At 42.9% G+C, this 25,600-nt stretch carries 26 protein-coding genes and 3 pseudogenes; 13 read left to right on the forward strand and 16 right to left on the reverse strand.

What is annotated here, in order from left to right:
• Positions 1 to 260 precede the first annotated feature (260 nt).
• The 5 genes and pseudogenes from F6K38_RS17930 to F6K38_RS17955 form a co-directional block, all read left to right on the forward strand.
• Positions 261 to 491: pseudogene (locus F6K38_RS17930) on the forward strand (transposase); the annotation flags it as partial.
• 108 nt (positions 492 to 599) lie between these two features.
• Positions 600 to 854, forward strand: a pseudogene (locus tag F6K38_RS17935) (RNA-guided endonuclease InsQ/TnpB family protein); the annotation flags it as partial.
• Positions 855 to 1,017: 163 nt separating this feature from the next.
• Positions 1,018 to 1,660, forward strand: a pseudogene (locus tag F6K38_RS44255) (zinc ribbon domain-containing protein); the annotation flags it as partial.
• Between the two features lie 129 nt (positions 1,661 to 1,789).
• Entirely contained in the window at positions 1,790 to 2,641 is an 852-nt protein-coding gene (locus F6K38_RS17950) for a DUF928 domain-containing protein (protein ID WP_008181405.1), read from the forward strand.
• Positions 2,642 to 2,698: 57 nt separating this feature from the next.
• The gene (locus F6K38_RS17955; RefSeq protein WP_267871999.1) at positions 2,699 to 2,821 is read left to right on the forward strand and encodes a hypothetical protein; all 123 of its coding nucleotides are present in this window, start codon (positions 2,699 to 2,701) and stop codon (positions 2,819 to 2,821) included.
• Positions 2,822 to 2,875: 54 nt separating this feature from the next.
• On the opposite strand, the gene F6K38_RS17960 is transcribed toward F6K38_RS17955, so the two are convergent.
• Entirely contained in the window at positions 2,876 to 3,418 is a 543-nt protein-coding gene (locus F6K38_RS17960; protein ID WP_044492420.1) for a hypothetical protein, read from the reverse strand.
• A gap of 263 nt (positions 3,419 to 3,681) precedes the next feature.
• On the opposite strand from F6K38_RS17960, the gene F6K38_RS17965 reads away from it, so the two are divergent.
• Entirely contained in the window at positions 3,682 to 3,837 is a 156-nt protein-coding gene (locus F6K38_RS17965; protein ID WP_008181401.1) for a hypothetical protein, read from the forward strand.
• 321 nt (positions 3,838 to 4,158) lie between these two features.
• Here F6K38_RS17965 and F6K38_RS17970 read toward each other — a convergent pair whose 3' ends face one another.
• Positions 4,159 to 5,667 (reverse strand): peptidoglycan-binding protein, encoded by a 1,509-nt coding sequence (locus tag F6K38_RS17970; RefSeq protein ID WP_287313695.1) that lies wholly within the window; start codon positions 5,665 to 5,667, stop codon positions 4,159 to 4,161.
• Between the two features lie 530 nt (positions 5,668 to 6,197).
• Here F6K38_RS17970 and F6K38_RS17975 point away from each other — a divergent pair.
• The 4 genes from F6K38_RS17975 to F6K38_RS17990 all read left to right on the forward strand — a co-directional run bounded on the left by F6K38_RS17975 (position 6,198) and on the right by F6K38_RS17990 (position 9,495).
• On the forward strand, positions 6,198 to 7,538 hold the full coding sequence (locus F6K38_RS17975; RefSeq protein WP_008181397.1) for an RNA-guided endonuclease InsQ/TnpB family protein: 1,341 nt from the start codon (positions 6,198 to 6,200) through the stop codon (positions 7,536 to 7,538).
• Positions 7,539 to 7,579: 41 nt separating this feature from the next.
• Positions 7,580 to 8,455, forward strand: a complete 876-nt coding sequence (locus F6K38_RS17980; protein ID WP_008181394.1) for an ABC transporter ATP-binding protein — start codon at positions 7,580 to 7,582, stop codon at positions 8,453 to 8,455.
• Between the two features lie 15 nt (positions 8,456 to 8,470).
• Entirely contained in the window at positions 8,471 to 8,944 is a 474-nt protein-coding gene (gene scpB / locus F6K38_RS17985; protein WP_008181392.1) for an SMC-Scp complex subunit ScpB, read from the forward strand.
• A gap of 170 nt (positions 8,945 to 9,114) precedes the next feature.
• Complete coding sequence (locus F6K38_RS17990) at positions 9,115 to 9,495, forward strand: DUF760 domain-containing protein (protein WP_008181391.1); 381 nt, start codon at positions 9,115 to 9,117, stop codon at positions 9,493 to 9,495.
• Positions 9,496 to 9,647: 152 nt separating this feature from the next.
• On the opposite strand, the gene F6K38_RS44260 is transcribed toward F6K38_RS17990, so the two are convergent.
• The 4 genes from F6K38_RS44260 to ahcY all read right to left on the reverse strand — a co-directional run bounded on the left by F6K38_RS44260 (position 9,648) and on the right by ahcY (position 14,104).
• Positions 9,648 to 9,863, reverse strand: coding sequence for a zinc ribbon domain-containing protein (locus tag F6K38_RS44260; protein WP_502707973.1), 216 nt, complete (start codon positions 9,861 to 9,863; stop codon positions 9,648 to 9,650).
• Positions 9,864 to 10,205: 342 nt separating this feature from the next.
• The gene (locus tag F6K38_RS17995) at positions 10,206 to 10,829 is read right to left on the reverse strand and encodes an exopolysaccharide biosynthesis protein (protein WP_008181389.1); all 624 of its coding nucleotides are present in this window, start codon (positions 10,827 to 10,829) and stop codon (positions 10,206 to 10,208) included.
• Positions 10,830 to 11,346: 517 nt separating this feature from the next.
• On the reverse strand, positions 11,347 to 12,156 hold the full coding sequence (locus F6K38_RS18000) for a DUF928 domain-containing protein (RefSeq protein ID WP_008181387.1): 810 nt from the start codon (positions 12,154 to 12,156) through the stop codon (positions 11,347 to 11,349).
• Positions 12,157 to 12,826: 670 nt separating this feature from the next.
• Positions 12,827 to 14,104: an adenosylhomocysteinase gene (ahcY, locus tag F6K38_RS18005; RefSeq protein WP_008181386.1), complete on the reverse strand. Its 1,278-nt coding sequence runs from the start codon at positions 14,102 to 14,104 to the stop codon at positions 12,827 to 12,829.
• A gap of 336 nt (positions 14,105 to 14,440) precedes the next feature.
• Here ahcY and F6K38_RS18010 point away from each other — a divergent pair, with 336 nt between their 5' ends.
• Positions 14,441 to 14,707 (forward strand): hypothetical protein, encoded by a 267-nt coding sequence (locus F6K38_RS18010; protein WP_008181385.1) that lies wholly within the window; start codon positions 14,441 to 14,443, stop codon positions 14,705 to 14,707.
• Positions 14,708 to 14,828: 121 nt separating this feature from the next.
• Here F6K38_RS18010 and F6K38_RS18015 read toward each other — a convergent pair whose 3' ends face one another.
• The 5 genes from F6K38_RS18015 to F6K38_RS18035 form a co-directional block, all read right to left on the reverse strand.
• The gene (locus tag F6K38_RS18015) at positions 14,829 to 15,185 is read right to left on the reverse strand and encodes a carbon dioxide-concentrating mechanism protein CcmK (RefSeq protein ID WP_008181384.1); all 357 of its coding nucleotides are present in this window, start codon (positions 15,183 to 15,185) and stop codon (positions 14,829 to 14,831) included.
• A 286-nt stretch (positions 15,186 to 15,471) separates the two neighbouring features.
• Positions 15,472 to 15,783, reverse strand: a complete 312-nt coding sequence (locus F6K38_RS18020) for a carbon dioxide-concentrating mechanism protein CcmK (protein WP_008181383.1) — start codon at positions 15,781 to 15,783, stop codon at positions 15,472 to 15,474.
• Between the two features lie 145 nt (positions 15,784 to 15,928).
• Positions 15,929 to 16,954 carry a GAF domain-containing protein gene (locus F6K38_RS18025; protein WP_287357070.1) on the reverse strand — a complete coding sequence of 342 codons (1,026 nt, stop codon included), beginning with the start codon at positions 16,952 to 16,954 and terminating at the stop codon, positions 15,929 to 15,931.
• Positions 16,955 to 17,442: 488 nt separating this feature from the next.
• Positions 17,443 to 18,633, reverse strand: a complete 1,191-nt coding sequence (locus F6K38_RS18030; RefSeq protein WP_044492492.1) for an RNA-guided endonuclease InsQ/TnpB family protein — start codon at positions 18,631 to 18,633, stop codon at positions 17,443 to 17,445.
• 1,063 nt (positions 18,634 to 19,696) lie between these two features.
• Positions 19,697 to 19,972 (reverse strand): hypothetical protein, encoded by a 276-nt coding sequence (locus F6K38_RS18035; protein ID WP_287357072.1) that lies wholly within the window; start codon positions 19,970 to 19,972, stop codon positions 19,697 to 19,699.
• Between the two features lie 662 nt (positions 19,973 to 20,634).
• Between F6K38_RS18035 and F6K38_RS18040 the strand changes: the two genes are divergently transcribed.
• Entirely contained in the window at positions 20,635 to 21,057 is a 423-nt protein-coding gene (locus tag F6K38_RS18040; protein ID WP_008181378.1) for a helix-turn-helix domain-containing protein, read from the forward strand.
• Positions 21,058 to 21,301: 244 nt separating this feature from the next.
• Here the strand turns inward: F6K38_RS18040 and F6K38_RS18045 are convergent, their stop codons facing one another.
• Both F6K38_RS18045 and F6K38_RS18050 read right to left on the reverse strand, forming a co-directional pair.
• On the reverse strand, positions 21,302 to 22,045 hold the full coding sequence (locus F6K38_RS18045; protein ID WP_287357074.1) for a DUF3747 domain-containing protein: 744 nt from the start codon (positions 22,043 to 22,045) through the stop codon (positions 21,302 to 21,304).
• 267 nt (positions 22,046 to 22,312) lie between these two features.
• A complete protein-coding gene (locus tag F6K38_RS18050; protein ID WP_287357076.1) occupies positions 22,313 to 22,828 on the reverse strand; it encodes a peptidylprolyl isomerase in 516 nt (171 codons plus the stop codon).
• 16 nt (positions 22,829 to 22,844) lie between these two features.
• Between F6K38_RS18050 and F6K38_RS18055 the strand changes: the two genes are divergently transcribed.
• On the forward strand, positions 22,845 to 23,057 hold the full coding sequence (locus F6K38_RS18055) for a hypothetical protein (protein WP_287357078.1): 213 nt from the start codon (positions 22,845 to 22,847) through the stop codon (positions 23,055 to 23,057).
• 335 nt (positions 23,058 to 23,392) lie between these two features.
• Here the strand turns inward: F6K38_RS18055 and F6K38_RS18060 are convergent, their stop codons facing one another.
• From F6K38_RS18060 to F6K38_RS18070, 3 genes are all read right to left on the reverse strand, one after another.
• Positions 23,393 to 24,748: a D-alanyl-D-alanine carboxypeptidase gene (locus F6K38_RS18060; protein ID WP_287357080.1), complete on the reverse strand. Its 1,356-nt coding sequence runs from the start codon at positions 24,746 to 24,748 to the stop codon at positions 23,393 to 23,395.
• A 251-nt stretch (positions 24,749 to 24,999) separates the two neighbouring features.
• Entirely contained in the window at positions 25,000 to 25,329 is a 330-nt protein-coding gene (locus F6K38_RS18065) for a hypothetical protein (RefSeq protein WP_287357081.1), read from the reverse strand.
• Between the two features lie 3 nt (positions 25,330 to 25,332).
• Positions 25,333 to 25,482, reverse strand: a complete 150-nt coding sequence (locus tag F6K38_RS18070; RefSeq protein ID WP_287253477.1) for a hypothetical protein — start codon at positions 25,480 to 25,482, stop codon at positions 25,333 to 25,335.
• Positions 25,483 to 25,600 lie beyond the last annotated feature (118 nt).

Below are 25,600 nucleotides of genomic sequence, written 5' to 3' on the forward strand. Positions count from 1 at the left end.
GTTCGAAAAACCCTGTATCCATGGCTGCGTAAACCTTTGATTGCGTCCCTCCCACAGGCAAACTAGTCAGCGGGATTTGAGATTAGAAACCCATGGCACCAAAAAATTATAAAAATCCCCCAAAGCCGAAAACCCCCTGTCTAATCACCGGGGATGAAGGCTAACAGCGGCTTGACGCGCCGTAAGAAAAATATTTTTCTATTTCCGGAAATTTTACTTTGTGTAGTGTAGACTACTTTAGTAGTTAAAGGTCGATACTAATGATTGTTTTACAGTTCAAGGCAATTGGCAAACAAAAGCAATATTTAGCAATAGAAGAAGCGATGATAACAGCTAAAATTGTTCGCAATAGCTGTATTCGCTATTGGATGGACAATAAAGGTGTTGGGAAATTAGACCTCAACAAATATTGCACTGTCTTAGCTCATCAGTTCCCGTTTGCCAATGAATTGAACTCTATGGTCCCCCTCGCCAGTGCTGAACGAGCATGGTTAGAAGTTACCGTAAGAATAGTGGAGCCTTATTTCATGAGTTTTAACCATGCATCTGCATAGCCTATCGCCTATAAAGGCTCCACTATTCTAAGGTTTCATCTCCGGTCATCAATTGCCCGTTTATACGAAAACTGTAAGAAAAAAGTTTCCGGAAAGAAAGGTTTTCCTAGATTCAAAAAACATTGTCAATCAGTTGAATAAAAGACTTCTGGATGGAAATTATGTCCAGATAAAAAGTCAATCATTTTTAGTGACAAAAAAGGGATTGGAAAACTCAAACTCAAAGGAACATGGAATTTCTGGCGCTTTGACAAAAAGCTAATTAAGAGGGTTAGGATAGTCCGTCGAGCCGATGGTTACTATAGCGCTACGCGCAAGTCAGAAGTCACAAGTCAGAAGACAAAAGTTTACTACAACAGGTTTTCAGCTTTTAGCCATGTCCTAACTTTAATGGGTAGTGCTATATGTTCAGTTTTGCCTTCAGATCGATATCAATGAGTCTGTTCCAGCAACACCGAATAGCAATACTGTACCCTTACCTAGGTTTTATCGAAAAGGGGAAAAGCGTCTAAAGTTCTATCAACGTCGAGTTTCTCGAAAAAAGAAAGGCTCTGGGGAGCATGTCACCTTTGTAATTAGGTAAATAGATCCCCCCTAGCCCCCCTTAAAAAAGGGGGGAATTAGATTCAAAAGTCCCCCTTATTAAGGGAAACGGGGGATCTAAATCAGGGATTAACAAAACTGACATGCACCCAAGGCTCTGCACTAGTCGAAATTGTTCTAATTGTGGTGAAGTAGTTAAAAAATCTCTATCAACTAGAACCCATGTTTGTCAGTGTGCTTGTTCTCTCGACAGAGACCACAACGCTGCAATCAACATCCTAGAAAGAGCCTTAAGTACGGCAGGGCATGTCGGAACTCTGGTCTTAAACGACCCAAACGCTTGGGGAGATTTGGCCTCTACTGTGGCTGGTGCAAACAAGTCATGGGCAAGTCGAGTCGTTGAACCAATAATCCCCGCGTATGCGCGACCGGGGAGTGTCAAATCTCTGAAAAAATTCAGCTTAAACTCAGGCTTGACTAAGAGGTTGTCTGAGAAGTCTCATTTGCTACATCCAAGCCCCCGTTGGTCCCCCAATTCTGGGGGACTTTTAGAAGCAAATTGACTCTTGTTTCCCCCAAAGTTGGGGGGTCAGGGGGGCAAAATTCAGGATCAAAAAACTTTTCAGATATCCTCTAAGGGTTAAGGCTAATTCTTGTAAATGTCTATTATAGTTTAATAATTTAATAAACTTATGAAAACTACCGCTAACTTTATTAATTTATTGGCACGTACAACATCAATCTTGATTGTACTGCTGTTTTGCGCACTCACCCCTCAACCAAGCTATTCTCAAGGTTTACAATCTGTCAACGGTCACGTTGCCGATTCTAATAATAACTCATCTGAAACCCAAAATAGTTCCCAAAATAGTTCAGCCAACGGCTCACGCTTACGATTTATTCCACCAACCGATAGCGCTCCTCGAAAGAGTAATGGGTCTGGTTCACGAGGCTGGTATGAGCAGTTACCCCGTGAATTGGTGACGCTGTTAATTCCCTCACAGAAAGTAGCTGCACAGACGATATCTGGTCATCCTAGATTTTTATGGTATTTGTCCGAGCCTGTAGACGTACCAATAGTATTTACCTTGGTGGACACAGTAGAAAACCAGACAATATTTGAGAAAAGGATTGACTCAGGTCAGGTAGGGATGATCTCAGTAGAACTTCCGGAAAACAGTCCAGAACTGATTGCAAACCCACCAGGACTAGAGGAAGAAAACAGGAAGATATACATGTGGTCTGTTACCCTAGAATGCGATCGCGAAAACCCGCCTAAGACTTCCTATTATAGGAGCTGGATTGAGCGGGTATCACCACCCCCAGAATTAGAGCAAAAGCTAGCAGCAGTTGCTGCAAATACCAACAGCTCCACCTCTGAGTTACTGCATCAACAAGCAATCATCTATGCCGAAGCAGGGGCTTGGTTTGATGCCCTTGATGCCCTTTACCAGGCTCAAGCTGCTAATCCCAATGACTCCTCGATTCGAGCAGATTTTATCGCTCTGCTGGAGCAAGTGGGATTGGGTCGTGTGGTACAGTAGTGGGTCAGTGGGTCACAGAGTTAACACAGAGTATGGGATGTTGCTGGGTTTGTTGTTTTGCGATTCGGCCAAAGCCCGACGCTGCACGAACGCAATATATCTCTAGGAAATGCGATTGACCTACGGTCACGCTACGCGATCGCATTCCTCAAAGACTTGTGTAAAACTGGAACAAAGTAATCACAGACTAGTAGATCATGATCAATTTGGACACTGAGGATCGTAAGCAACTAATCACTCTACTCCGCTTACTTGATTCTTATCGATCGACCGTTTCTGATTATATTCCTCAATCAATTCGGAAAGATTAGCATTTTTTTCCTTCAGAAGCTGCAGGTACTCTTCTTCCATAGCATTGGTAAGTTCAAGATTTCTCATATCTATCGCTAAATTAATCTTAAACTCAGAAAATTTGTTATTAAACGCTGCTGCATTATCATAGCTTTCCGAAGGGTTAGTTGTGGCACTTATGGTACCGAACAATGTTCCTAATAGACTAATAACAAATATAAAAAAATTGACGATATTTTCGGCTTGTTCATCAGAAACAAATTCTTGAATAAACGAGACCAATAAGTCATTACCTGCCGTAATACCTCCGATAGCCGCTAAAAAAATAGGGATAGTATATTGCAGAACAAAGAAAACGTACAAAAGCAAGTTTGAAAAAGAAATTTGAAAGTCACATCGTCTTTGGATATCCAAGAAAATCTTGTAGTAGTTAGAGGAGAATCTATACTTTTTTTCTTTAGGTTTTTGTACCCACACGGTTTTCAATTTATCTTCTGCTAAGAAGGGTTTTGAAAAGTCCCTGGCTGGTAGAGTTCATGTCAGGTGGGCAGTGTCAGACAGATAAGATAAGCTGGGCTTTTCGCCTTTGTAGACACTGCCCACCCTACGATTAATGACTACAGATTGATCACGTTTTGTCTAAACCCGACCCTAAAAAACCCAAGCATAAAACTTTTCTGGCCATGATCTAATATCAAGTCCGGTTGACTAATCATGATATCCCTTCTGGCGTAACAGGTAATAGATAATTGGTAAGCTATCAGCTATCAGCTATCAGCTATCAGCTATCAGCTATCAGCTATCAGCTATCAGCTATCAGCTATCAGCTATCAGCTATCAGCTATCAGCTATCAGCTAATGCACTACAGATGGTGCTACTTGAGTGGCCATTGGCCAACGGCTGACCACTGACCACTTACCGCTGACCGCTGAAGGCTTACGATTACCGATTACTACCAATCCAGAGACTACTTGGGAGTTGATTAACCGGACTTGATATAACTACTTACATTTACTTGGACTTTAGACAGTAACCGGACACTTAGGGTGAAGATTGATCAAAGTGACAGAAGAGGGATATAACCTTTTGCCTACTTATGAGGTACACAGGATTTTTTCCCTGTTCACTGTTCCCGATTATCTCTTCACTGTTCCCTGTTCCCTGTTCCCTGTTCCCTGTTCCCTAAAATCCCAAAATTATGTACTTCACCCAATTGACACTAGATTCAAACCAATTCACCCATCACCGCTCTGCGCAAAATCTCTGTCACTTCTGTTGCTATTCTGGCATCAAGTTCCACCGCTTCACGATTGAAATCTCTTGGTTCAAGCACTTTTGCTCCCCGTAGCGCCATACTGAAGGTAATCAATTTAGCTGGCTTGAGGGAATCGTCAAGACTAGGCTTAACTAATTTAACTAGCGCGACATAAACCGCTTCGGTTCTGTTCCTAATACTGGTAACTCCGTTGCCGAGTTTTGAGATAATCACTGTTGAGTCAATCACATTCAACAAACCCAACTCTTTAATAGCTAAATCAACTAACCGAGCTGGATCGTTCCCCATTGCTCTGATGATACTTTCGAGACTATCCCACTTAACTCCCGGTAGCTGGCATGGTTCCGGTATGTAATTATGCCAACCCACCATTGAGATCATCCGATTTAAATCATAAGCCGATATAGTATTACTTTCCCATTGAGGGGGTTCAGGGTCAGCAGTTAGAATTATGCTTTTGGTTGTGCTACCAAACAACTGGGGGTACTCAATAAACGGTTTTTCCCCATATCGGCCACGGAAAATCAGGCTATCATTGCCTGTAATCTGTTTCAGCCAATTTTCTAAGTCCATTTGGGGAGCAAAGCGCTTTAACATTGCCCCTAAGCAATTAGAACTTGCTGTATTGTAGTCATAACTAATCACATCTGTGATTAAATCACAGACCGGAATATCCCTTTGATTTCCAGCTTGGTCTGTGCCTCGAATTGTACACTTATCAAGATCGTCATTAGGAGATTTGCTATTAAGGCGAGACACTAGATTAATAATGGGGATAATCTTACTCCCACTCCATAATTCGTCATTACTTAGGGCATTTCGTCCCAACCATTTTACCTTGAACTCTTCCTCTACAAAACTACCAACACAGATACAAGCTTCTTTGATGTCTTGATGGAGAAACTCTAACCCTTGCTGATCAATATCTGGAAGTTGCCCCAGATTTGGATAAGGACTGAAAGTATGATCCGCTTTAATTCCAGACACGAGATGTTTACCATCGGGTTTATGGTTCAGGTGGGAGGGATAATCTTTAATTTGCTGTTTGTATGGTGAAGTATCAATACCGAGATATAATAGTTTGGGATTATCTTCAACACCTTCGTCAGCAGCTTGGAGATATTTTTGGTAAACGTTATATTGGCTATAGTTATCTACAGTGATCAAGACTTCAGTCTCGTCAATGTCTAAATTCCACAGCACTGAATCTTCGGTGCTTTTGACCAGTTGCTGATCACAAAATACTTTGAAAAAAATGTCTGGTCGTTGGTCAGCAAACAGTTCTTGAAAATAGGATTCATCGAATTCCATCCCAAAGCTGCCATGGTCATCAGTGATGGCGCTACCCACCAAGTTGTTGAAAATAAGGTCTTTATCCCATGCTTCAACCCGTAATCCTGAAACGACGCCACTGGTTTTTGGATCGATTACCCGACCTAATATCCTAAATATTGCCATAGTAAATTCTACGATTAAAGTCAATAACTGTAGCTGATAGCTGATGAGTGAACCAAATAAACAGCTCCTATTTTTTTTATCTACGTATTGATGATATTCCTATATATGATAACACTTAATTTTATTATTTTAAGTTAACACTTTAAAATAATAATAGGTTAATAATATAACCCTTAAAATCGATAAATACCACGGTTACAGTGGTATTTGTGGGTAAATTTGCTATTACTGCTCTTTTGATTAAGGGTAATGATATCGACATGATATAATTTCCTTATAACCTGTGGTCTGGAAGCAGGTTAGCTCAAGCCTATTGACCAAAAAATTTGGGTTTCAAGCCCCGTCCTTCGCTGGATAGAAACCTGTTTATTGTGGAGCCTTATTCAATAAGTTTTAACCATGCATCCGCATAGCCTGCCGACCATAAAGGCTCCACTATCTTACGGTAACTTGGCCGTAGGCCACGCTGCGCGAACAATGGACGGCTTTTTTTTGTGCTACAATATTACGTAGAGTTGTCCAACGTCAAAATGAAAGTCTTAGAGTTCAAGGTCAAAGGGAATAAAACTCAATATGCCGCGATTGATGAGGCGATCCGTACTGGTCAATTTGTCCGCAATAAGTGCATCCGTTACTGGATCGACAATAATGGTATAGGACAAAAAGAACTGTATCGTCATAATACGTGGCTTAGAGCTGAATATCCTTTTGTAAAGGACTTGAACTCTCATGCATGTCAAGCTTCGGTTGAAAGAGCCTATAGCTCAATTGCTAGATTTTACGATAAATGTAAAAAGAAAGTTCCTGGCAAAAAGGGATATCCCAAATTCAAGAAATTTTCCAGATCGGTTGAATACAAAACATCGGGCTGGAAGTTGTCTCCTGATACTAAGTCAATAGATTTCTTAGACAAAAAAGGTATTGGAAAACTAAGACTTAAAGGAACTTGGGAATTATGGCGTTATGATTCGGCAAAGCCGACGCTACGCGAACAGAAGCTAATTAAGCGAGTTAGATTAGTGCGCCGCGCGGATGGTTACTATGTTCAGTTCTGTATAAAAGTTGATGAAAAGGAATCTTTAGAACCAAATCATACTAATATTGGGCTAGACGTAGGACTTAAGGAATTTTATACCGATTCCAAGGGAGGCGTAGAGCCAAATCCTAGGTTTTATCGTAAAGGCGAAAAAAGACTGAAGTTTTACCAGCGTCGGGTTTCTCGCAAAAATAAAGGCTCATCCAACCGTAAGAAAGCCGTTAATAAATTAGGCCGGACACATCTTAAAATAAGTAGGCAGCGTGAAGAGCACGCCAAGAGACTGGTTAGAAGTTACCGTAAGATAGTGGAGCCTTATTACAAAAGATTTAACCCTTTTATGCAAAGCCGAACACCCATAAAGGCTCCACTATCTAAGGTTTCGTCTCCGGCGCGCTGCGTAATCCACTCTAACGATGTGGTTGCTTACGAAGATTTAAGAGTAAGAAATTTAGTTAAAAATCATTGTCTTGCTAAATCTATTAATGATGCAGGTTGGTATCAGTTTAGGAAATGGCTGGAATATTTTGGACAAAAGTTTGGTAGACAAACGATAGCAGTTAATCCCGCTTATACTAGTCAAAATTGTTCCAGCTGTTGTGAAGTTGTCAAGAAATCGCTATCAACTAGGACTCACACCTGTAAGTGTGGATGTGTTTTAGATCGCGATCATAATGCAGCTATCAATATCCTAAAAAGAGCCTTGGGTACGGTGGGGCACACCGGAACCTGGATCATCGATCCCAACGCTTTAGGAGAGGACGCCTCTACTTCTTCTGATTCCGGTCTGGAGAAGCAAGTGACCTCGTTGATCAAAGAATCCCCGTTCTTCTAGGACGGGGAGTGTCAATCAATATCATACATATTAAGGAATCTATGCCCCCAGCTGTTTCCCTCCAGAACATCTACAAAATCTACGATAAGGTCCCTGTCGTGAATGACCTGTCCTTTACCATTGAATCAGGAGAGATATTTGGTTTGCTGGGTCCGAATGGTGCTGGTAAATCCACTACAATTCGGATGCTAACTACCTTAACTGAACCGACCAAGGGTCAAATTAAGGTAGCGGGTTACGACGTTGTAGAAGAAAAAGATCAGGTCAAGGAAAATATTGGTGTGGTCTTGCAGCAAACTAGCGTGGATATTGACCTGACTGTCTGGGAAAACATGGAACTCCACGCACGGCTGCATCACATTGCCAATCCTGGGCGTAAGCGGCTGATTAATCAGTGGTTAGAGTATGTAGAGCTAATAGACCGACGGGATAGTTTAGTGAAAACTCTGTCTGGGGGAATGAAGCGTCGGTTGCAAATTGCTAGAGCGCTGTTACATCAACCGAAGATTCTATTTTTGGATGAGCCTACAGTAGGATTAGACCCCCAAACCCGCCGTCGCCTGTGGGAAATTATTCGGGATTTGAATCGCCAAGGTATGACGATATTGCTAACTACCCACTATATGGAAGAAGTGGAGTTTTTGTGCGATCGCTATGGCGCTGGCAAGCCAGGACGGATCGGTATCATGGATTCTGGTAAACTAATCGAATTAGGTACATTTGAACAGTTGCGCCACCAACATGGGGAAGGATTACTGATCAAACAACTCTCAGAACGCTTTGAATACAAATTTTTTCCGACTCTGGAACTTGCGAGTGGCTATCTCGAAAGTTTACCCGATAAAACTGGTGTGATGGTTCGTCCCTCCAACCTGGAAGATATTTTTGTTGAATTGACAGGACGTCAATTGGATTAGAAGCTAATTAAAACAATGCCTCGTCTAGCTACCCAAATTGAAGCGATTCTATACTTGAAGGGACAGCCCGTCTCTATAGAGGAAATCTCAGAGTATGCCCAATGCGATCGCGAAAAAGTTGCGGATGGCCTGATTGAACTGATGGCAGACTATGCCCACCGGGACAGTGCTTTAGAAGTTGTGGAAACCCCTGCTGGGTATAGCTTACAGTTACGATCCACGTTTAGTGAATTACTGCAAAACTTAATTCCTGCTGAATTGGGCACAGGTGCTTTGAGGACTTTAGCTGCGATCGCTCTTAAAGGTCCGATTACTCAAGCTGACCTAGTCAACCTTCGTGGGAGTGGAGCGTATCAACATATCCAGGAACTGGTCGAGCTCGATTTTGTCCAGAAACGTAGACAAACTGAGGGGCGCTCGTACTGGTTACAAGTTACCGAAAAATTTCATCAACACTTTGAAGTTCAGCAGCTACTGCCACCCCAATAGAAGCTATGCCAAGGGTTACAAAAACTTCAAGATTTCTTTAAGTAAGCTTTTTTACTCAGAATTTATACCCAAAAAACTGAGATTTATCCCCGAAAGCTGATTCAGGTTATCTCACAATCGTTTAGAGTATAGAAAAGTCGAGATGAAGCAGGTCAAACCTAAAATTCCTAATGGTATTCAACCCCGATTTTCTAAGTTCCCCAGGACCAGAGCCTCAACCGAACCAACTGCTGCAATACCTCCAGAATCAACCTTCTGATGTTTTAGCAAGGATTGCTAAGTCTGCTAGCCCTGAAATCCAACAAATCATCTCTCAGAACGTTCAAGGGCTAGTAGGGATGCTGCCATCAGAAAACTTTAATGTTCAAATCACCACTGATCGGGAAAATTTAGCTGGATTGCTGGCTTCAGCCATGATGACTGGTTATTTTCTCCGTCAGATGGAACAGCGTATGGTTCTTGAAGACAACTTAACCAACTCCACTCCCTTAGGTCCTCAGAAGCAGCGCACTGAAAAGCGTAGGGATTCCCCAAACCCAACTGAGCCATAGATGTCCTCTGGTTTAATACCTAGTTTGATACCTACTAAGTTAGGTAGTTAGGTAGAATGGCACTATGTTAATAATTATTAACTTGGCAAAAAAACTAAATGGAATAGGAAAAAGGGATGATACTATTATATAATATTATCCCTTTTTACTTTTTAGACGCAGGTGCAACATTTTGTGCAGGTATAAGAGGTGTATTCCTCTGTTACTCTCACTAACTTGGAACCATAGCGATTACACAAGTGTTCTAGGATTTGAGAGAACTGATAAAAAGCCCAAGTCATCATAGCTCTTTTCGACCTAGGAGACGCTAAGGGAACGAGCACAATAATACATCTATTATAGCAAAAACTTTCAAGGAGACGCAACATTTTCAGTCCCCAATTCCCAAGGGGCTGTGTGGGTCACCTGCGGGAGCACTTTATACCCCCCGTATCCCGCGCTTGTCTTTGGGCTATAACGGGAGTCCCCTTCGAGTTTAGATGGTAATTGTGATTAGCCATTACCGATTACTTATTACCGATTACTTATTACCGATTATCGATTAGACCTAGCAGCCTTAGTAGTTTTATTATACTGTTTGGGTCAATTATTTTGGCCTGAGCCGAAGTTCCCTTGTCCGAAGTTACCGACAACTGCAGCGAAGTTTGTTACCAATTAGTGATTACTATAACCCAAACAAAATCTTCGACGCGGACTGGATGCACATCAGTTTAACGACCCAACCAAATCTTAATCTGGTCAACTAGACTTGTGCCACCAAACCATAGGGCAAACATAATTGAGATGGAGAGGCTTGCTCCGATCAGGCACAGGACTAAACCCGCTAGGCTAATTGCGCCATCATCTTCAGTTAAGCCAAAACCAGTTATAAAAATTCCCGCAGCTGGAATGGTATTTGTCCCTGGAATCGGAATCATCATCGAAATTGACATTAATGCGATCGCACTCCCCATAAATATCCGACCAGGCAAACTTGTACAAATATAGCTTAGGCGAGGACGGGTAACTGCCTCAATCCGCCGCAACCAAGGGAGTCCTATTTTCAGAAAACCCTGCACGGTTTCCAATTTCATTTTCCCATTCATCATCTTCTTAGGTAGCCAGGGGCGTTTGGCACCAACGATGAGCTGAATAGCCAACAAGAAGATCACAATTGCAAAGGGAATCGAATAACCCGGTGCTGGAACTGGCAAAGCTGAAGGTAGAGATAGGATAACGAATAGAAACCCAAAGATACGTTCCCCCGCTAGGGTTAAAATATCTGCCAGCCTTACCTGAGGCTCTCGCTCTTCCTCAAAAAAATAGCGCTGTAGTTCTACAGAGAGTTTAGCCATTCAGTAGTGATTAGTTATAAAAGTTAATATACTAATATATACTAATCTTTCTAGCACTTACCCTGACATTACCCAAAAAAATGGGTTTAAAGCCCCGTCCTTTAAGGACGGCTTTATAATACAACCTTCTTGTATTGACACTTTTCCGAGAGCATGTTATGATAAATGTCTATAATAATAGATTAATAACAATCTAGGTAGATATTATCTAAAAATAAGTAGACAATGTAAAAAACATGTTTTGAGATAAGCATGTTGCATAATTGAGTCTAACGACTTGATCGTCTATGAAAAAATCAGATAAAAAATCTATCTATCTATCTATGTTTTCAATAATTTAGGTACGGTGGGGCACACCGAAACCTGGATCCGCGCTATCCAATACGCTTATAGAGAATTGTCCTCTACCTTTTCTGGTTCAGACCTGAACAGGCAATACAGCTCGTTGAACGCGATCGCGTGGCCTACGGCCAAGTAAGAATCCCCGTTCTTATCGGAGGGGGAGTGTCAATTAAGATTAATTGCTAGCTGTGCAGCAATTGACAAATGGTTTGTTAGCGATCGCTTCTAACCCCACTGATTTGATCAGATCTACCCATGCTTGGGGCTGGGAATCCCGTAACTGGGCGACAGTAGTCACAGTTTCTTGCCAAATCAGAGCATCAGCATATAGTTTGGCTTGTTCTAAGGTATTTTGCTCCTGATCTAGATTAAGCGCTAATTGCGGACTAAGTTCAGTACGCTGGAGTATTCCTTGAACCCAATGATCTCGGCTACGCTCTTGAGGATCGCAAACTAGTACGAAAAACCACTTGTATTCCTTACCCATGGTCAGAGGTACGGTTTTCGGTATGCTCAGTTGCACAATACCGTCTTTCCTGTTATCCAGGGTCAATGTGGTCAGGTACACCTCTTGATCCTGGTCATCAATTAACACAAATTCTGCAACAGTAGCTGTAGTTTTGGGAACATACCAGAACAGTGTAGGATTAGCCGCCACCGTTTTGACCAGATTATTGGTTGGCACGATAGCAGTTAAAGGGATATCACCGTTGTCAGTACAAGAATAGCTACGAGACCCTCCTCCTGCTGTTCTTCTCGGTTTTCCTCGTTCTGGTACTTGTGGTGGAAATTTAATCATATGTGTCCCAGCCCCAAGGGTTCTAGACGGTGACCCTCGCTCTGGTGGTCGTGGGAATTGTGCACCAACTTCATGGTGTGGGTATGACTGTGCCAGTAACTGGGCTGCGGTGAAGTCAGTTACCAGTGCAGCCGAGAGCATAGTAGTCAGCACTGCCAGATAGGTTGGAGATTGTTGCCAAGTCATGATCAATCACCCTACTCATTGAATAGGCCTCTTGCAAAAGTCAATTTTTGCGATCGGGCTATAGTATTTATCATCCTCTTTTTAAAGATTTATGCAAGAGTCCATATAATTTTATAATTTGCCTTTAGCTATAACCTAGATAGTTAACCCATTTAGAAAAATCATCCATAATCTCGAAAAATCATCGATAATTGGCTTTCACAAGTGGTATTTGCCTACTTTCTATTCTTCTTCAGGACTGACGCAGTCACTCCACCCTATAGGTATAGTTTTATAGGTATAGTTGGCTCCCCAGTTTCTGCCAAGTCCTGTTTTTAAAAGGGTTGCAGCTAATCCCACACCTTATTTTACCGCCTAATTGCTAATTCTGAGTAATTACTTTATATCCAACTCAGATATCGATCTTAGGTATCTATATATTTAATCCCAAGTTACCATCAAAGGTATTGGTATTATTTGGCTATTTTATGCAAAGGGAGCAATAATCTCAAGTCGGCTTAATCACTTCCCAAATAGTTACTGAATTCTTGGGTCAGGGTAATCGATAGTCGGGAATAGTCAACTACCAATTACCCATGACCGATGACCAATTACCTGTTACCCATAACCCATTACCCGAGAAGGGAGATTAGGATTATTGAACCGGTATCGTCAACGGATTACCCTCGTTTTAGGTACCAGAAGTCCAAGAGTTCATGTACTCGATTTGCTCTGGGGTTAGGGTGTCAATGTTAATGCCCATTGCTTGTAACTTCAACCGGGCAATTTCCTTATCCACTGCTTCAGGGATGGAGTGTAAACCTGGTTCAATGGATCCTTTGTTCTTGACTAGGTATTCACAGGCCAAAGCTTGGTTAGCAAAGCTCATGTCCATCACCGCACTGGGATGACCTTCAGCTGCTGCCAGGTTAATCAGGCGTCCTTCACCCAGTACCACAACGGATTTACCATTTTTCAAACAGTACTCTTGGGTAAAGTTCCGTACTTCTTTGACTTCTGTTGCCATTTCCCCTAAGGACTTGAGGTCAATTTCAATATCGAAGTGACCAGAGTTGCACACCATTGCTCCATCTTTCATCACCTCGAAATGCTCAGGGCGAATCACGTGCTTGTTCCCAGTAACTGTGATAAACAAGTCACCTAAGGGAGCAGCTTCTGCCATCGGCATTACCCGGAAGCCATCCATTACAGCTTCAATGGCTTTAGTGGGGTCAATTTCAGTAACAATGACATTGGCTCCCAGTCCCCGGGCTCGAAGTGCTGCGCCTTTGCCACACCAGCCATAACCGACCACAACCACGTTTTTACCAGCTAGCAACACGTTGGTGGCGCGGATAATACCATCAAGGGTAGATTGACCAGTACCGTAGCGATTGTCAAAGAAGTGTTTGGTGTCAGCATCATTAACATTCATTGCCGGGAATGTCAACACCCCGTCATTGAACATAGCCCGCAGACGGACAATGCCAGTGGTGGTTTCTTCGGTGGTGCCAATGATATCACCGAGCTGGTGTTGGCGCTCTTTTACCAGAGTGGCGGTAACATCGCTACCATCATCGATTATAATGTTTGGTTTGTGATCCAGGGCAATTTCAACGTGGCGGTGATAGGTTTCGTTATCTTCCCCTTTGATGGCAAATACAGAAATCTCATGATCAACCACTAAGCTAGCCGCTGCATCATCTTGGGTTGACAGAGGGTTGCTGGCAATCAGGACAGCATCAGCACCAGCAGCCTTGAGTGCGATCGCTAAATGGGCAGTTTCGGTGGTTACGTGACAGCAAGCAACTAAACGAATTCCTTCCAAAGGCTTTTCTTGGGCAAAGCGGTCTCGAATTTGCTTGAGCACTGGCATCTCCCGTCCAGCCCATTCAATCCGCTGTTTTCCTTTTGGTGCCAGAGACAGGTCTTTAACTTCGTGTTTAATCCGAGTAGCAGTTGCAATCATCAGGTTTTGTGTTTTCGTTAACGTTTTTTAGTTTAGCTTTGATTAGTTTAACGTGTTGGAGAAAGTGCCACCGGATGGGAAACCTTTATCAAAATTCTGATTAAACTGGCTGAGATTTAAGATAGTTTACAGATTTCTACCATCAACGGGTGATCAGGAACTCAGTTCGATGTCGGAAATTGGCTAGTTTTTTCAGGAGACAGCAGACTCAATGGCAGCAAACCACCATAGGATTGATTACTGACCAGGACTAAAATAGTATATTTGTACTATAATAAATAGAGTGAGTTGACGGTCAGCTGATCTGATATAAACCCCTAATCAAGGTTTTTCCCCATGAAGAAGCACTATATACTGAGCATCAATCCCAATGCCGAGTACCAATGGGAGCAGTGTACGTTAAGAGATCCCATTACCGCAGAACGGCCAGACTTTGCTGGTTTGATTGCCCAAGCTGTGGCAGATCAAACTGGTTCTTATCTAGTGGCAGTTAATATTGAGGTAGAAGTATTAGAGCAAGCAGCACAGCCCCAAGCTCAGAAAGTGCGGGTTGATTTGCCAGTGCTTGCTGTGGAAGTGCAACCATCAGGATTAGTAGCATGATGATTGACATAGTTAACCGAACCCGGTTCTAACACAAATGTAGCTTCAACCCGCATTCAACAACCGCTCTCCTATCGGGTCAGACCTGGGCTTGGTGCGGGCTTAGCTAAAACCAAAAAGCTTAACGAGAAAAACCGTTCCCCCGCCCGATGATGGGATTTTCCACAGCTTCTCGGTACTGTTCAACGGCTTCAGTATAGGCAATGGGCAGAACACACTCGACGTTTTCATGGGGACGAGGAATGATCACCCAGGATTCCAGGGTAGCGCCATGGGCTTTTTCGACGGCTGCAATACCGGCATCCATAGCTGTTTTTACTTCCGAAACATCCCCCCGAATATTGATATTGAAGCGGGCGCTACCAACTCTGATGTAGCCTACTAAGGTAACCCTACCGGCTTTAACCATAGCATCTGCTGCTGCGAGTATACCAGGAAAGCCTTTGGTTTCGAGAGATCCAACCGCCACTGTGGACATAGCCAAACTCCTTAATCTGTTGAATTATTTGAAACTCAGGAACTATTGTACGAATCTTCGCTACCGATTCGGCTTAATACGTAAGCTATCAGCTATCAGCGTGTCGCGTATCAGCTATCAGCTAATGCGCTACAGATGGTGCCACTTGATGTGCTTATGGGCAATTAGGACGCTAGGGAACTTTTGAATCAAACAAGTAAGCAAAATTTTAATCTGAGTTATGGAAAGCTGACGGCTGACCGCTGACGGCTGAATGCTTACCTTAATACTGATTAAGTGTATTAGTTTAAAATGTTCGGAACTCTTCGACTTTGCTGGTGTAGTGGATGGGCAGCACTGTGTCCACATTTTCATTAGGGTTAGGAATGATATAGTGAGCTGTCACCTCCGCACCATAGGTTTTCTCTACGGCTTCTAGCCCAGCTGCTACCGCGACGTTTACCTCTGAAATTTTACCACGGACGCTCACCATAAACCGACCTTTCTCAGATTTATCATAGGATACCAGTGTGACTGCCCCTGCTTTGACCATGGCGTCTGCTGCGGCTAGTACCCCTGGAAAACCTAGGGTCTCAATAGTTCCAACTGCTACTGGCATTGTGTTCTACTCCGGTCAACATGAAAAGTTTGTTAAATCTGATTGTACTGGAGTTATTAGGCAAAATATATCCTAGCTTGCCTAAAACGTTAACATTTAAAATTTAAACTATAAAATATTGAAATTTAACAATAAAAATTAACACTTAATATAAGTTGAGTTTGGTTAGTTTTTTTAGGCTCTTGCGCACCTGTTTTTCTTTCTCCTGGAGTTCAGTAATCATTTTTTGATTATAGGGATCGATAATCTCTGAGTTACTTTCTGACTTTAACCAAAGTTTACGGGCTAGTTGAAAACATAACTGACATCGTTCTAAATTTTTCAAAATTGAAGGAGTAAATTGAGCCAACAATTCTTCATCTTTTTTGGTAAACCCCTTTAGAGCAATTCTTTCAGACAAGTTATCGTTTGGATTACTATTGGGTTTTAACTTATTAATTAATTGTACCACAGCAATTAAATTTTTTTGCTGATTCAACACGGGCCAAGCTACCATAGTATAGGTTCGGTAACCGGTAATTTTGTCGATTCTTTTCGCTTCTTCAGAGCGTGGGTCGTCATAGACATCAAAGGGAACATTAATAATACTTAAGGAGGTAGCAGCTGCACCAGCAATTCCTTTATCTGCTGGAATATCAATGACTAGGGAGCCACCTTTCCCGTCATCAGCGTCAATGGAACCGAGGATGTTACTGTGCTCATCCAGTAAAAAAATACTGGTGCGGTCTGCTTTTAGTATATTTCCAGCTTTTCGGGTCAGGCGACGTAACATTTCTTTGAGGGTGTCCACTAACTCCCCTAAAGCGTCATCAACGGTGTTCACCTCTTCGATAGGCTTTGGTTTTGCGTTCGCGTAGCTTGGCCTAGGGCCAATCCCATCACTGGTATCGACGGTATCTACTTCACTAGTATCTACTTCAATCTCTGAGGATTTCACTGGAGTTTCCAGTAAATCTAAACCAGCGATTTCTCGCCAGTTTAACTGCAATGCTTGACAAATTTCTACAAAGAAAAGACCTTTAATGGGCTTTCCGATCAGAAAAAGATTAACAATGGGCAAGTCTAAATCTAATTCATTAGCTAGGTCTATATCTCTTCCCCGACGCTTACGCTTCCAAACTAATTTGACTGTTTCGAGGTACTTAGGGTGTACACTATATAATTTTTCCATTCTTTTTTGATTTGGGGAAAGCTGCTTATCTCAACTCCAAATGATTAGGGAGTAGCAAAAAAATAAAATACCAGGTTTTAGCTTGTCGGATAGGCAAAAAAGTTGGTTTTCAGTTTTATAGATTAAATTAGGTTCCCCACCCTACTTTAATTGGTATTTTTTTTCATGCAAGTCCCGGCTGTCAATCTATTGGTTTTTATGGATATTCCGGATACTTCATGTCACTGCTCTTAGTTTCTAATAGGTTTATCCCATTAGTTAACTAGACTCCCTAGGTAGTTTTACCAAACTAGTTGCTGCTTTCACTAGTGGATTGCGCTAGATGTTGCTAGGCAATTAACCGTGCTTGTTAATAACCTATAAGTTATTGATAACAGTCACAGTATCAGCTACATAGCGTCAGTTACCCTTACCTAAATTACCACTATGGTGAAGATACCATAGTTGGTATACAGCTGTCGCACCTGATCATTGACATCCTCCCCTCCCTAAGCAACTTCCCTATGCTCAGTCACTTTGAGGGAGGGGATTCCTAACTCTCGCGAATTAGGTTTTCTGCTTCGACCCGTGCCAACTAGAGTATCGTGACCGATACTCCCCGTCGCTTCCAGTCCACAGACATTTTCTACTACCGTCTGCCCGACGGCATTTAACCCTCTATTTCTAAGAACCTGACTAGCTGCTACATCTCTTGTGGTTCTGTATCCACACTCATCGCAGTGGTGAAAGCGAATATCTAGAGTTTTTTTGCCAGTGTGTGCCTTCGGACAGGCTTCGCCAACAACAAATATCATGCCAGCACCATCACACAAATGATGAGCTAGTTTAAAGTGCCAATCTTTACGAGTGTCAGATATGCGCTGATGTAGTCTAGCTATTTTCTGGTTTAGCTTGTATCTATTATTTGACCCTTTTTGCTTATTCTTTAGCCTACGTTGCAGCAATTTCAGCTTGCGCTGTAGGGTGATCAGAAATCGAGGTCGCTTAATCTCTTCACCATCACTGGTAGCTACAAACTTGAGGACGCGATTTCCGAGGTTGCCTCGGAAATTAAAGCCGTCCGTGTCAAACCCCAAGTCCAAACCTCTAGGATGACCGTGAGGCATGGGACTAGAGACATTGACATTTAGCTGTAGTGACAGCATCACAAAATAACCAGATGCTTTTCTAACTATCCTCGCTTGCTTGACTTGAAACCCAAAGGGAATAGGCCTTGACTGTCGCCATTTCACCCATCCCAGTTTTGGGAACTTAATCCCATCATCTCTAATTGGGTCTTTTCCTAACTGTGGAAAGACAAACGACCGCATCCGATACTTATTCTTAAAGCGAGGCCAACCAAAACCTCTGGCTTTCATATCGTCCCAAGCTCTATCTAAAGTTCTTAGGGTTTGTTGTAGTACTTGAGAGTGAACTGTTTTCAGATGAGGATAGAGTTTCTTGGCTTGAGTTAATTGCTTGGCTTGCTTATGGTAATTCGGAAATGGTTCGTCGGCAGAAATGATGTACTCGGATTGAATCGAACAAGCATTAATAGGTGACTTACGAGATGCACACCAATCTTTACGCTGCCTAAGGGCAAAATTCCAGACAGAACGACAAATATCTAGGGTTTGCTCGATAGATTCAATCTGTTCGGCAGTTGGTTCTAGTTTGTACTCGTAGGTCATGGTTAGCATGGCCAAATTATAGCTTACATGGGCTATAATGTTGTGTAAATATTTAAGAAATTTGCCAATTATCGGGGCATCTAACCCCTCAATTGGCTTGAGGGAGTCCATGTATCCCCGCCCTATGACATCGTGTTCGTCAGCTAACACTCGTCATGTCCGACGGGGTTTTATAGTTCCCTCAAACTCCCTCGTTTCGATAATAATGCTTTTTGCGAAAAAGGTAAAGTCCTTTCCAGGAAATGTAAGCAGTCAGCTAATACGCTACGCCCATGGTACAGAAACTGCTTCTGAGAGGTTGTCTGAGAAGTCTCATTTGCTACATCCAAGCCCCCGTTGGTCCCCCGAGCGAGCAATCCCTCGCTCGGGGGACTTTTAGAAGCAAATTGACTCTTGTTCCCCCCAAAGTTGGGGGGTCAGGGGGGCAAAATTCAGTATCAAAAAACTTGGGAGATATCCTCTGAGCAGTAAGCTAAACCATCCAGGAAAAGTTGGACATTTTGCTGAGGGGCGCGAGTAGATCAGTTATCCTGGACAACCCCGTCAAGATGTTGATAGCTATCAGTTATCAGGTAATGCGCTACAGATGGTGCTACTTGAGGTGCTATCAGCTAATGGGCAAGCTACTTGAGGTGCTTTTGAATAAAAGAGGAAGGTGCGAACAGCTTTTGAATAAAATAAGCTGACAGCTGACTGCTTACAGCTGACTGCTGACAGCTGACTACGGATTTTGGATGGTTTGGTTAATACGTTTTAAGATCCTCATAACAGTGTAAAAATCATCTTTGTTCTCAAGAGCGAATGTATAGGATTGAGCATATTTAGGTAGCTTTGTGGTTGTCATCTTTAGGAATTTAAACTCATTACCATTGGTGATAAACCCCAGGATAGGTTGCTCTGGATTAGGATTACCCAACATATAGGCTAAGACTTGGGGTATGCCAGCTGCTAAGGCATATTTTGTGCCTTTTGCTTCAATAACAGTAACCCAAAATTATGGTTTAAAAATCAGAATATCAATACATCCATTAACAATCATACCCTCATCTTCGGAGGTAATTTTAACTTCTTTTTATGCTGTAAGTTCAAAGGGATGACGATAAAATCCTGCTAGTCTGAGTAATGGCGAGATTATCACCATTTTTAAGATAACTTCCAATAACGGAGACTCAGATAAGTACAGATACTCTTCTTTAACTTGTCCTAGCAATTGCTTCTCAAAATCCGTCAGTTCTGGTAAATCGTCTTGCCATTCTCTGAAAAAATTTTCATCATCAGTTCGTTCTAGATGGAATCTGTGTCTTAATTGACGTAAGGTAATCTCTTTTGCAGTAATTGTTGGAACCATGGGTAGTTTTAAATTTATAATTTATAGTTTAAGTAATCGGACGTAAGTGATTACACAGTACCTGATTTATTGATAGCAATTCTCATTACTATGAGAACCGCAATATAGCGGTTTTAAATTAGGTGAGGTACAAGTTTTTTGGTTTTAGGCAACAGGCAACAGGGAGCAGGGAGCAGGGAGCAGGGAACAGATGGACTTTTAGTAACTTTACACAAGTTAATACAGCTACGAGGTTCATTTTTGTCCAGCTACTTATCAGCTGTCAGCTATTAGCACTATTCTCACCCTCAGCACTGAGCCACTTAGCACTGAATTGCGACAATCCAATAGTCTTAGATAACTATTTTACCCCACTACCGTCACTAATCCCACTAATCCCAGTTGACCCCATTGCTTGAGATTGTGACAATGCAATAGTTTGTTTGAGCACCCTCTTTTCTTTATTACCCTATTTAACCCATTAAACCTATTACTCCTTTAAATTGCGGTAATGCAATAGTTTTTGTTAGCACCCTTTTATATCACTAATCCCATTAATCTCACTAATCCCAATTGACCCTATGACTTTAAATTATGCTAATGCAATAGTTTTACTATATCCTTGCCTTTTCAGAACAAGTGTGTTAAAGTAATAATATCGTAAAAGCAATGGTTTACTCCCTATGATGATTTCCACCGCACAAGCCGCTGAATTACTTGGTGTTTCTGCCACTCGCGTCCGTTACCTTCTGGGCAAAGGCAGAGTTAAAGGCGCTTATAAGGTGGGTAGAACTTGGGTGATTCCTTTGTTTGATGGTATGCCGGTGGTCACCCCTGGCACTCGCGGACCAAAACGGAACTGGTCAAAGCGTACAGAGTACACTAAGACAGTGATTCATGTTAACCAGAGGGTGATTCGCAACAATCTCAAGACGGGGGACCGGAATCCTGTGATTACGGTCAAGCGAGGCACTAAAAATGTTTACGGTCATACGGTGGAGGTCAATGGCCCCTGTCGGGTGATGTATCGTCCAGATGATCCCCTCAAGTGTGGAGCACGGGTATGGATTGAGACGATTTCTGATTTTGAAGTGATTTCAGCGTGATGGAAAGCTGTTCAGTATTTAGATTGGGATACCTAAATTGCTCAAAGGGAACAGGGAATAGGGAACAGGGAACAGAGATACAATCCTGTGTATCTCATTAGGGTTGTGTTACGGTAAAAACCCCTATATTAGCAAAAATCTCCCTATCTCCCTATCTCCCTACCCGTGAAATTCTAGTCCGACCCAAGAAACAGCCCTGGGGGTTAGGGGGGCGAAACCAAGTCAACTTAGTATCTCCTATTAATTAGAACCCCTCAAACACTGGTATGCCATCATTTGACGATTCTGCCGGTGCAGGTGGTGGAATTTCAGGGCTAGTGTCAGGAAAACGTTCACCACTAGTCTTGGGTTGGGCTTGTGGTTTGGTAAAAATATATTCCCTGCTGGGAGTAGGTGGTGAGGGTTGAGGGCTACTCGTCCACTGTGGCGCTACCGTATTAGCGATCGCACCATAGGTAAGATAGATGTGACCTAGTTGTTTGCCTTGATAGACACGTTTGGTAAATCGCCAACCGGGATCGAGAAAGATTTTGAGAAAGCCATTAGCCAAACCTCTGGTGCGGCCAAGCTCAATGTCTGGGGCATTGCGGTCAATGCGGTGACTCCCTACTAATACCAATTCTCCATTGCGTTTAACCACTCTGAGCATATAGTCTAGGCCGAAGTCTTGACTATCGACGCGGATAGAATAGCCGTTGCTGTCTGTACTGCGGCCACAAATTCCTGTAAAGTCAAAGTCGAGCAGCAGAGGATCTACAATAACTGGGTTACTGCCACGTTCACGCCAGCACGCTTGCCAGTTTGCAATCTGCTCGATGATTAGTAATTGATACTGGTTGTAACCAAAAGGGGCAGCTACTGCAATAAAATTGTTTTCGTTAACTTCGATGTTGCCAAAGGTATTCGCTGCTGCTGGATTGATAGCGCCTAAGGTAAGGCAGGAAGCTGTAGTGATTGCAGTAGCTGCTAGCCAGGGTAATCTGTTCATGGGTTTTCCCTTTCCTAAGTTAGAACATTCCCAGTAGACGCTACGAGTAAAGCATTTGCTCCTCTAGTGATACTGTCAAATTATATCAACTCTGCTTGATTAAGAATATCTTAGGGAAACAGAAAACGTAAGCAATCAGCGGTCAGTCGTCAGCCTTCAGCGGTCAGCGGTCAGTAAAACAAATACCAATTAAAGTAGGGTGGGCAAAGTTCTATTATCTAGAATACTCACCCATAACTAAACTTTTTTTGCCCACCCTACAAGGGGTTATTCGTTAATGGTCACTTTCACCATTTGAACCGGAGTTTGAGGGCGATCACCACGATCAGTAGGGGTGGTTTGAATCTTGTTCACCACATCCATACCTTCAGTCACTTTACCAAAAACCGGGTGCTTCGAGGGGCCTGGAGAAAACCAATCGAGATAGGAATTATCCCGTGTATTGATGAAAAACTGACAACTACCGCTATTGGGAGCACCGGTATTTGCCATAGATAACGTACCTGGCTGATTGGAAATTTTGGCATTGTCCGGGTGCTCATCCTGGATGCAGCCATCAGGGCCATTGCCGGTACCCGCGCGAGGACTATTGGGATCCTTGCTATGGGGACAGCCAAACTGAATCATAAAGTCATTAATCACCCGGTGGAAATGAAGACCATCGTAGAAACCAGACTGGGCTAGTTTAATGAAATTACCGGCTGTCTCTGGCATCACATCGGTGAACAATTCCACGGTAATTGTGCCTAAAGAGGTTTCTAAGGTTGCGGTTGGGTTTGCCATCTATATTTCTCAGTTAATGAGAGTTTTGTTAACACTAAACCAGGATACAGCAGGGAGTCGGGAATCGGGAGTCGGGAGATCAGCTATCAGCTATCAGCTATCAGCTATCAGCTATCAGTGGTCAGTAATCAGCAATCAGTTATCAGCTTTCAGTTATCAGCTTTCAGTTATCAGCTATCAGCTATCAGTGGTCAGTAATCAGCTCAAGCGCTACGCGCACGCTACTTGAGGTGCTTTGAGTGATCAGCTTTCAGCTTATGCGCTACGCGCACGCGATCGCGTTCAGTCTTCAGCTTTGAGTGATCAGCTTTCAGTTATCAGCTATAATTAATCAGCTATCAGCGGTCAGCTATTAGTTATCAGCTATCAGTCTATGGGCATTCGCGCACGCGATCGCGTTCAGCTTTTGAATAAAACAGGTAAGTATTGCTTGAATCTTTGTTACGTCTGCTGTTCGCGTAGCGTGGCCATTCGCGTAGCGTGGCCATAGGCCAAGGCCAAGGCTGAAGGCTGACCGCTGACCGCTGACCGCTGACCGCTGACCGCTGACGGCTTACCTACTCCCTACCTAACAATTTCACTAAACGACCTCTTACCGATCCTCTGAGGTGATGGTTTAATGTCAGGAGGAACAGATAGCACCACTCCCCATTTATTTACTAATTCTTTCAGCAGCATCTCTTGCTCAGTCCGGAATCTCGTATAGTCTCCCCCTGAATTCATGACAGCAAACCAAACAGTGCCATAGGTTTGAGTTGGTAAGGCTCCGGCTAAGGTACTCACATAATTTAAACTACCGGATTTAACTACTGCTAAGTTAGGCAATGGACGTTCATTTAAAATACCTTTGTCTTGTCCTACGATGGCAAATACATCAGCAACGGTCATGTTGTATTGCTGAAGATAGCGCTCAATGGCGAGAAATACAGCAGTGACAGCCCGAGGAGACATGCGATTTTCTTCACCTAAACCAGACCCATTGATTAAGCTAATTTCTGATTGGGGTACTCCCGCTGCTTCTGCTGCTTTGCGGGCTACCACTTTGGCACCACCAGCTGTATTGGCTAGCATGTCGGCCATTTTATTATTACTGTAGCGATTCATTTTCTTCAGCAGTTCCGCCAGGGGAAAGGAATACTGGCGCACTAGGGGCTGTAGATTGTCAGGGGGTGAAGCTACCACTTGCACAGAGCCTGCGATCGCAATTTCCGGTCTAGGGGTACCTGGGGGTAAGGTCTGATACTGAGTTTCTGCTGCTGGTGGCCAACTCTTACCATTCAAGCCTTGCTTGAGCAGAGTGCCAGCTTTGAGGGGTAAGGTCTCAAAATTCATATAAAACTTACCCACAATCACCAAATTACCGGTTACTTGCTTGATTCCTAACTGATTTAACTGGTTGCCTACTGCTATGGCTTCTTCCCACACAAAAAACGGGTCTTCTGACCCTTGAACCACTAGGTCTCCCTGTAGCACCCCGTTCTCAATCGGTCCGGTGGCGCTAAATTGGGTAATGAATTGGTGATCAGGACCAAAGGTAGAAAGAGCGGCTAGGGTAGTTGCTGCTTTGGTAAGGGATGCTGCTGGTAAGGGAATAGTGCCTTGATGATTAGCTAACAGGGTATCTCCTGATTCCATCCATATCCCTTGATTGGTCTTAGTCATCCCTTTGGCGGATAATCCTTTTAGGTATTGGTCAACACTCTGTTGGGTTCCTGGATTAGGATTCGTTGCCGCAACGGTTAGCGGTTGATCAGGCTTTTGGATCACCTTTAGTGCATTCTCTGGTTCTGAGGACTTGGAAGACTCTGGATCAGGAGATGGCGATACACCCTTAGGGGAATCCGCCCCATTACATCCAATTACTAGTGTTAGGAGTAGTGTAGATAGTGTAGCAGTTACATAAGTCTTCGTTTTGAGCATTATTATATTAGGTGATATCTTTCCAAATCCTCTAGAATTATCTACTATAATCGAGCCTGATCCAATCCTCGATTATAATGCTATATTCTAAACTGAAAATACTATAGCTTTTGGTAAGCTATCAGCTATCAGCTTATGCTTAGATAGGCTTTCACCCAGACTTTAAATTCTCATTAATCTCTCAATCTTAAATTTTCAAATAGGTTTATTTTAAGCTGACAGCTGACGGCTGACGGCTGACGGCTGACAGCTTATATCTTTTCTTCTAACTGTTTAAGTTTCAAATTTACTTCCAAATCATCCCGTCCCACAATAGTTTCTAAGTTACCGAGGCGTTCTTCCATCTGTTGTACTTGATTAGGAAGAAGGGTTTTATAGGACTTGTTATGAGAGTGCCAAACAAAAGCGGTGCTAGTTGCTGCGCCGCCGATCACAATCATCGGTATAGCTAACTTATATCTGCCTGGGGCAAAAATCATACAAATGGCTAACATTCCAGTAGCATAAGACCAAATTTGTTTGGTGGTCATAGCACGGATATTCAGAGATTTCTCGAATTCGGATTGTTGTTCGTAAGTCATAGTTTAATAAAGGAATCGGGAATCGGGAGTAGGGAGTAGGGAGTAGGGAGTAGGGAGTAGGGAATAGGGAATAGGGAATAGGGAATAGGGAATAGGGAGCAGGGAACAGTTGCGTATGGTTTTGTCCTGGAAATGCGATTGACCGTAGGCCACGCTACGCTCCGGAAGCGTTCGCAAAGCGTGGCCTACGGCCTCAGCTTCCGCGCTTGTGCGATCGCATTCACTATCCCATGGTAAGCATTGAGCTTTTATAGCAGAAGTCAGAAGTCAG

It is taken from the genome of Moorena sp. SIO3B2, assembly GCF_010692525.1.
GTDB lineage: Bacteria > Cyanobacteriota > Cyanobacteriia > Cyanobacteriales > Coleofasciculaceae > Moorena > Moorena producens.

Coding starts and splice junctions, on each gene's coding strand:
- F6K38_RS17950 (WP_008181405.1), top strand. CDS start 1,790: ATGAAAACTACCGCTAACTTTATTAATTTATTGGCACGTACAACATCA.
- F6K38_RS17970 (WP_287313695.1), bottom strand. CDS start 5,667: ATGGCAATATTTAGGATATTAGGTCGGGTAATCGATCCAAAAACCAGT.
- F6K38_RS17975 (WP_008181397.1), top strand. CDS start 6,198: ATGAAAGTCTTAGAGTTCAAGGTCAAAGGGAATAAAACTCAATATGCC.
- F6K38_RS17980 (WP_008181394.1), top strand. CDS start 7,580: ATGCCCCCAGCTGTTTCCCTCCAGAACATCTACAAAATCTACGATAAG.
- scpB (WP_008181392.1), top strand. CDS start 8,471: ATGCCTCGTCTAGCTACCCAAATTGAAGCGATTCTATACTTGAAGGGA.
- F6K38_RS17990 (WP_008181391.1), top strand. CDS start 9,115: ATGGTATTCAACCCCGATTTTCTAAGTTCCCCAGGACCAGAGCCTCAA.
- F6K38_RS44260 (WP_502707973.1), bottom strand. CDS start 9,863: ATGTTGCGTCTCCTTGAAAGTTTTTGCTATAATAGATGTATTATTGTG.
- F6K38_RS17995 (WP_008181389.1), bottom strand. CDS start 10,829: ATGGCTAAACTCTCTGTAGAACTACAGCGCTATTTTTTTGAGGAAGAG.
- F6K38_RS18000 (WP_008181387.1), bottom strand. CDS start 12,156: ATGACTTGGCAACAATCTCCAACCTATCTGGCAGTGCTGACTACTATG.
- ahcY (WP_008181386.1), bottom strand. CDS start 14,104: ATGATTGCAACTGCTACTCGGATTAAACACGAAGTTAAAGACCTGTCT.
- F6K38_RS18010 (WP_008181385.1), top strand. CDS start 14,441: ATGAAGAAGCACTATATACTGAGCATCAATCCCAATGCCGAGTACCAA.
- F6K38_RS18015 (WP_008181384.1), bottom strand. CDS start 15,185: ATGTCCACAGTGGCGGTTGGATCTCTCGAAACCAAAGGCTTTCCTGGT.
- F6K38_RS18020 (WP_008181383.1), bottom strand. CDS start 15,783: ATGCCAGTAGCAGTTGGAACTATTGAGACCCTAGGTTTTCCAGGGGTA.
- F6K38_RS18025 (WP_287357070.1), bottom strand. CDS start 16,954: ATGGAAAAATTATATAGTGTACACCCTAAGTACCTCGAAACAGTCAAA.
- F6K38_RS18030 (WP_044492492.1), bottom strand. CDS start 18,633: ATGCTAACCATGACCTACGAGTACAAACTAGAACCAACTGCCGAACAG.
- F6K38_RS18035 (WP_287357072.1), bottom strand. CDS start 19,972: ATGGTTCCAACAATTACTGCAAAAGAGATTACCTTACGTCAATTAAGA.
- F6K38_RS18040 (WP_008181378.1), top strand. CDS start 20,635: ATGATGATTTCCACCGCACAAGCCGCTGAATTACTTGGTGTTTCTGCC.
- F6K38_RS18045 (WP_287357074.1), bottom strand. CDS start 22,045: ATGAACAGATTACCCTGGCTAGCAGCTACTGCAATCACTACAGCTTCC.
- F6K38_RS18050 (WP_287357076.1), bottom strand. CDS start 22,828: ATGGCAAACCCAACCGCAACCTTAGAAACCTCTTTAGGCACAATTACC.
- F6K38_RS18055 (WP_287357078.1), top strand. CDS start 22,845: ATGAGAGTTTTGTTAACACTAAACCAGGATACAGCAGGGAGTCGGGAA.
- F6K38_RS18060 (WP_287357080.1), bottom strand. CDS start 24,748: ATGCTCAAAACGAAGACTTATGTAACTGCTACACTATCTACACTACTC.
- F6K38_RS18065 (WP_287357081.1), bottom strand. CDS start 25,329: ATGACTTACGAACAACAATCCGAATTCGAGAAATCTCTGAATATCCGT.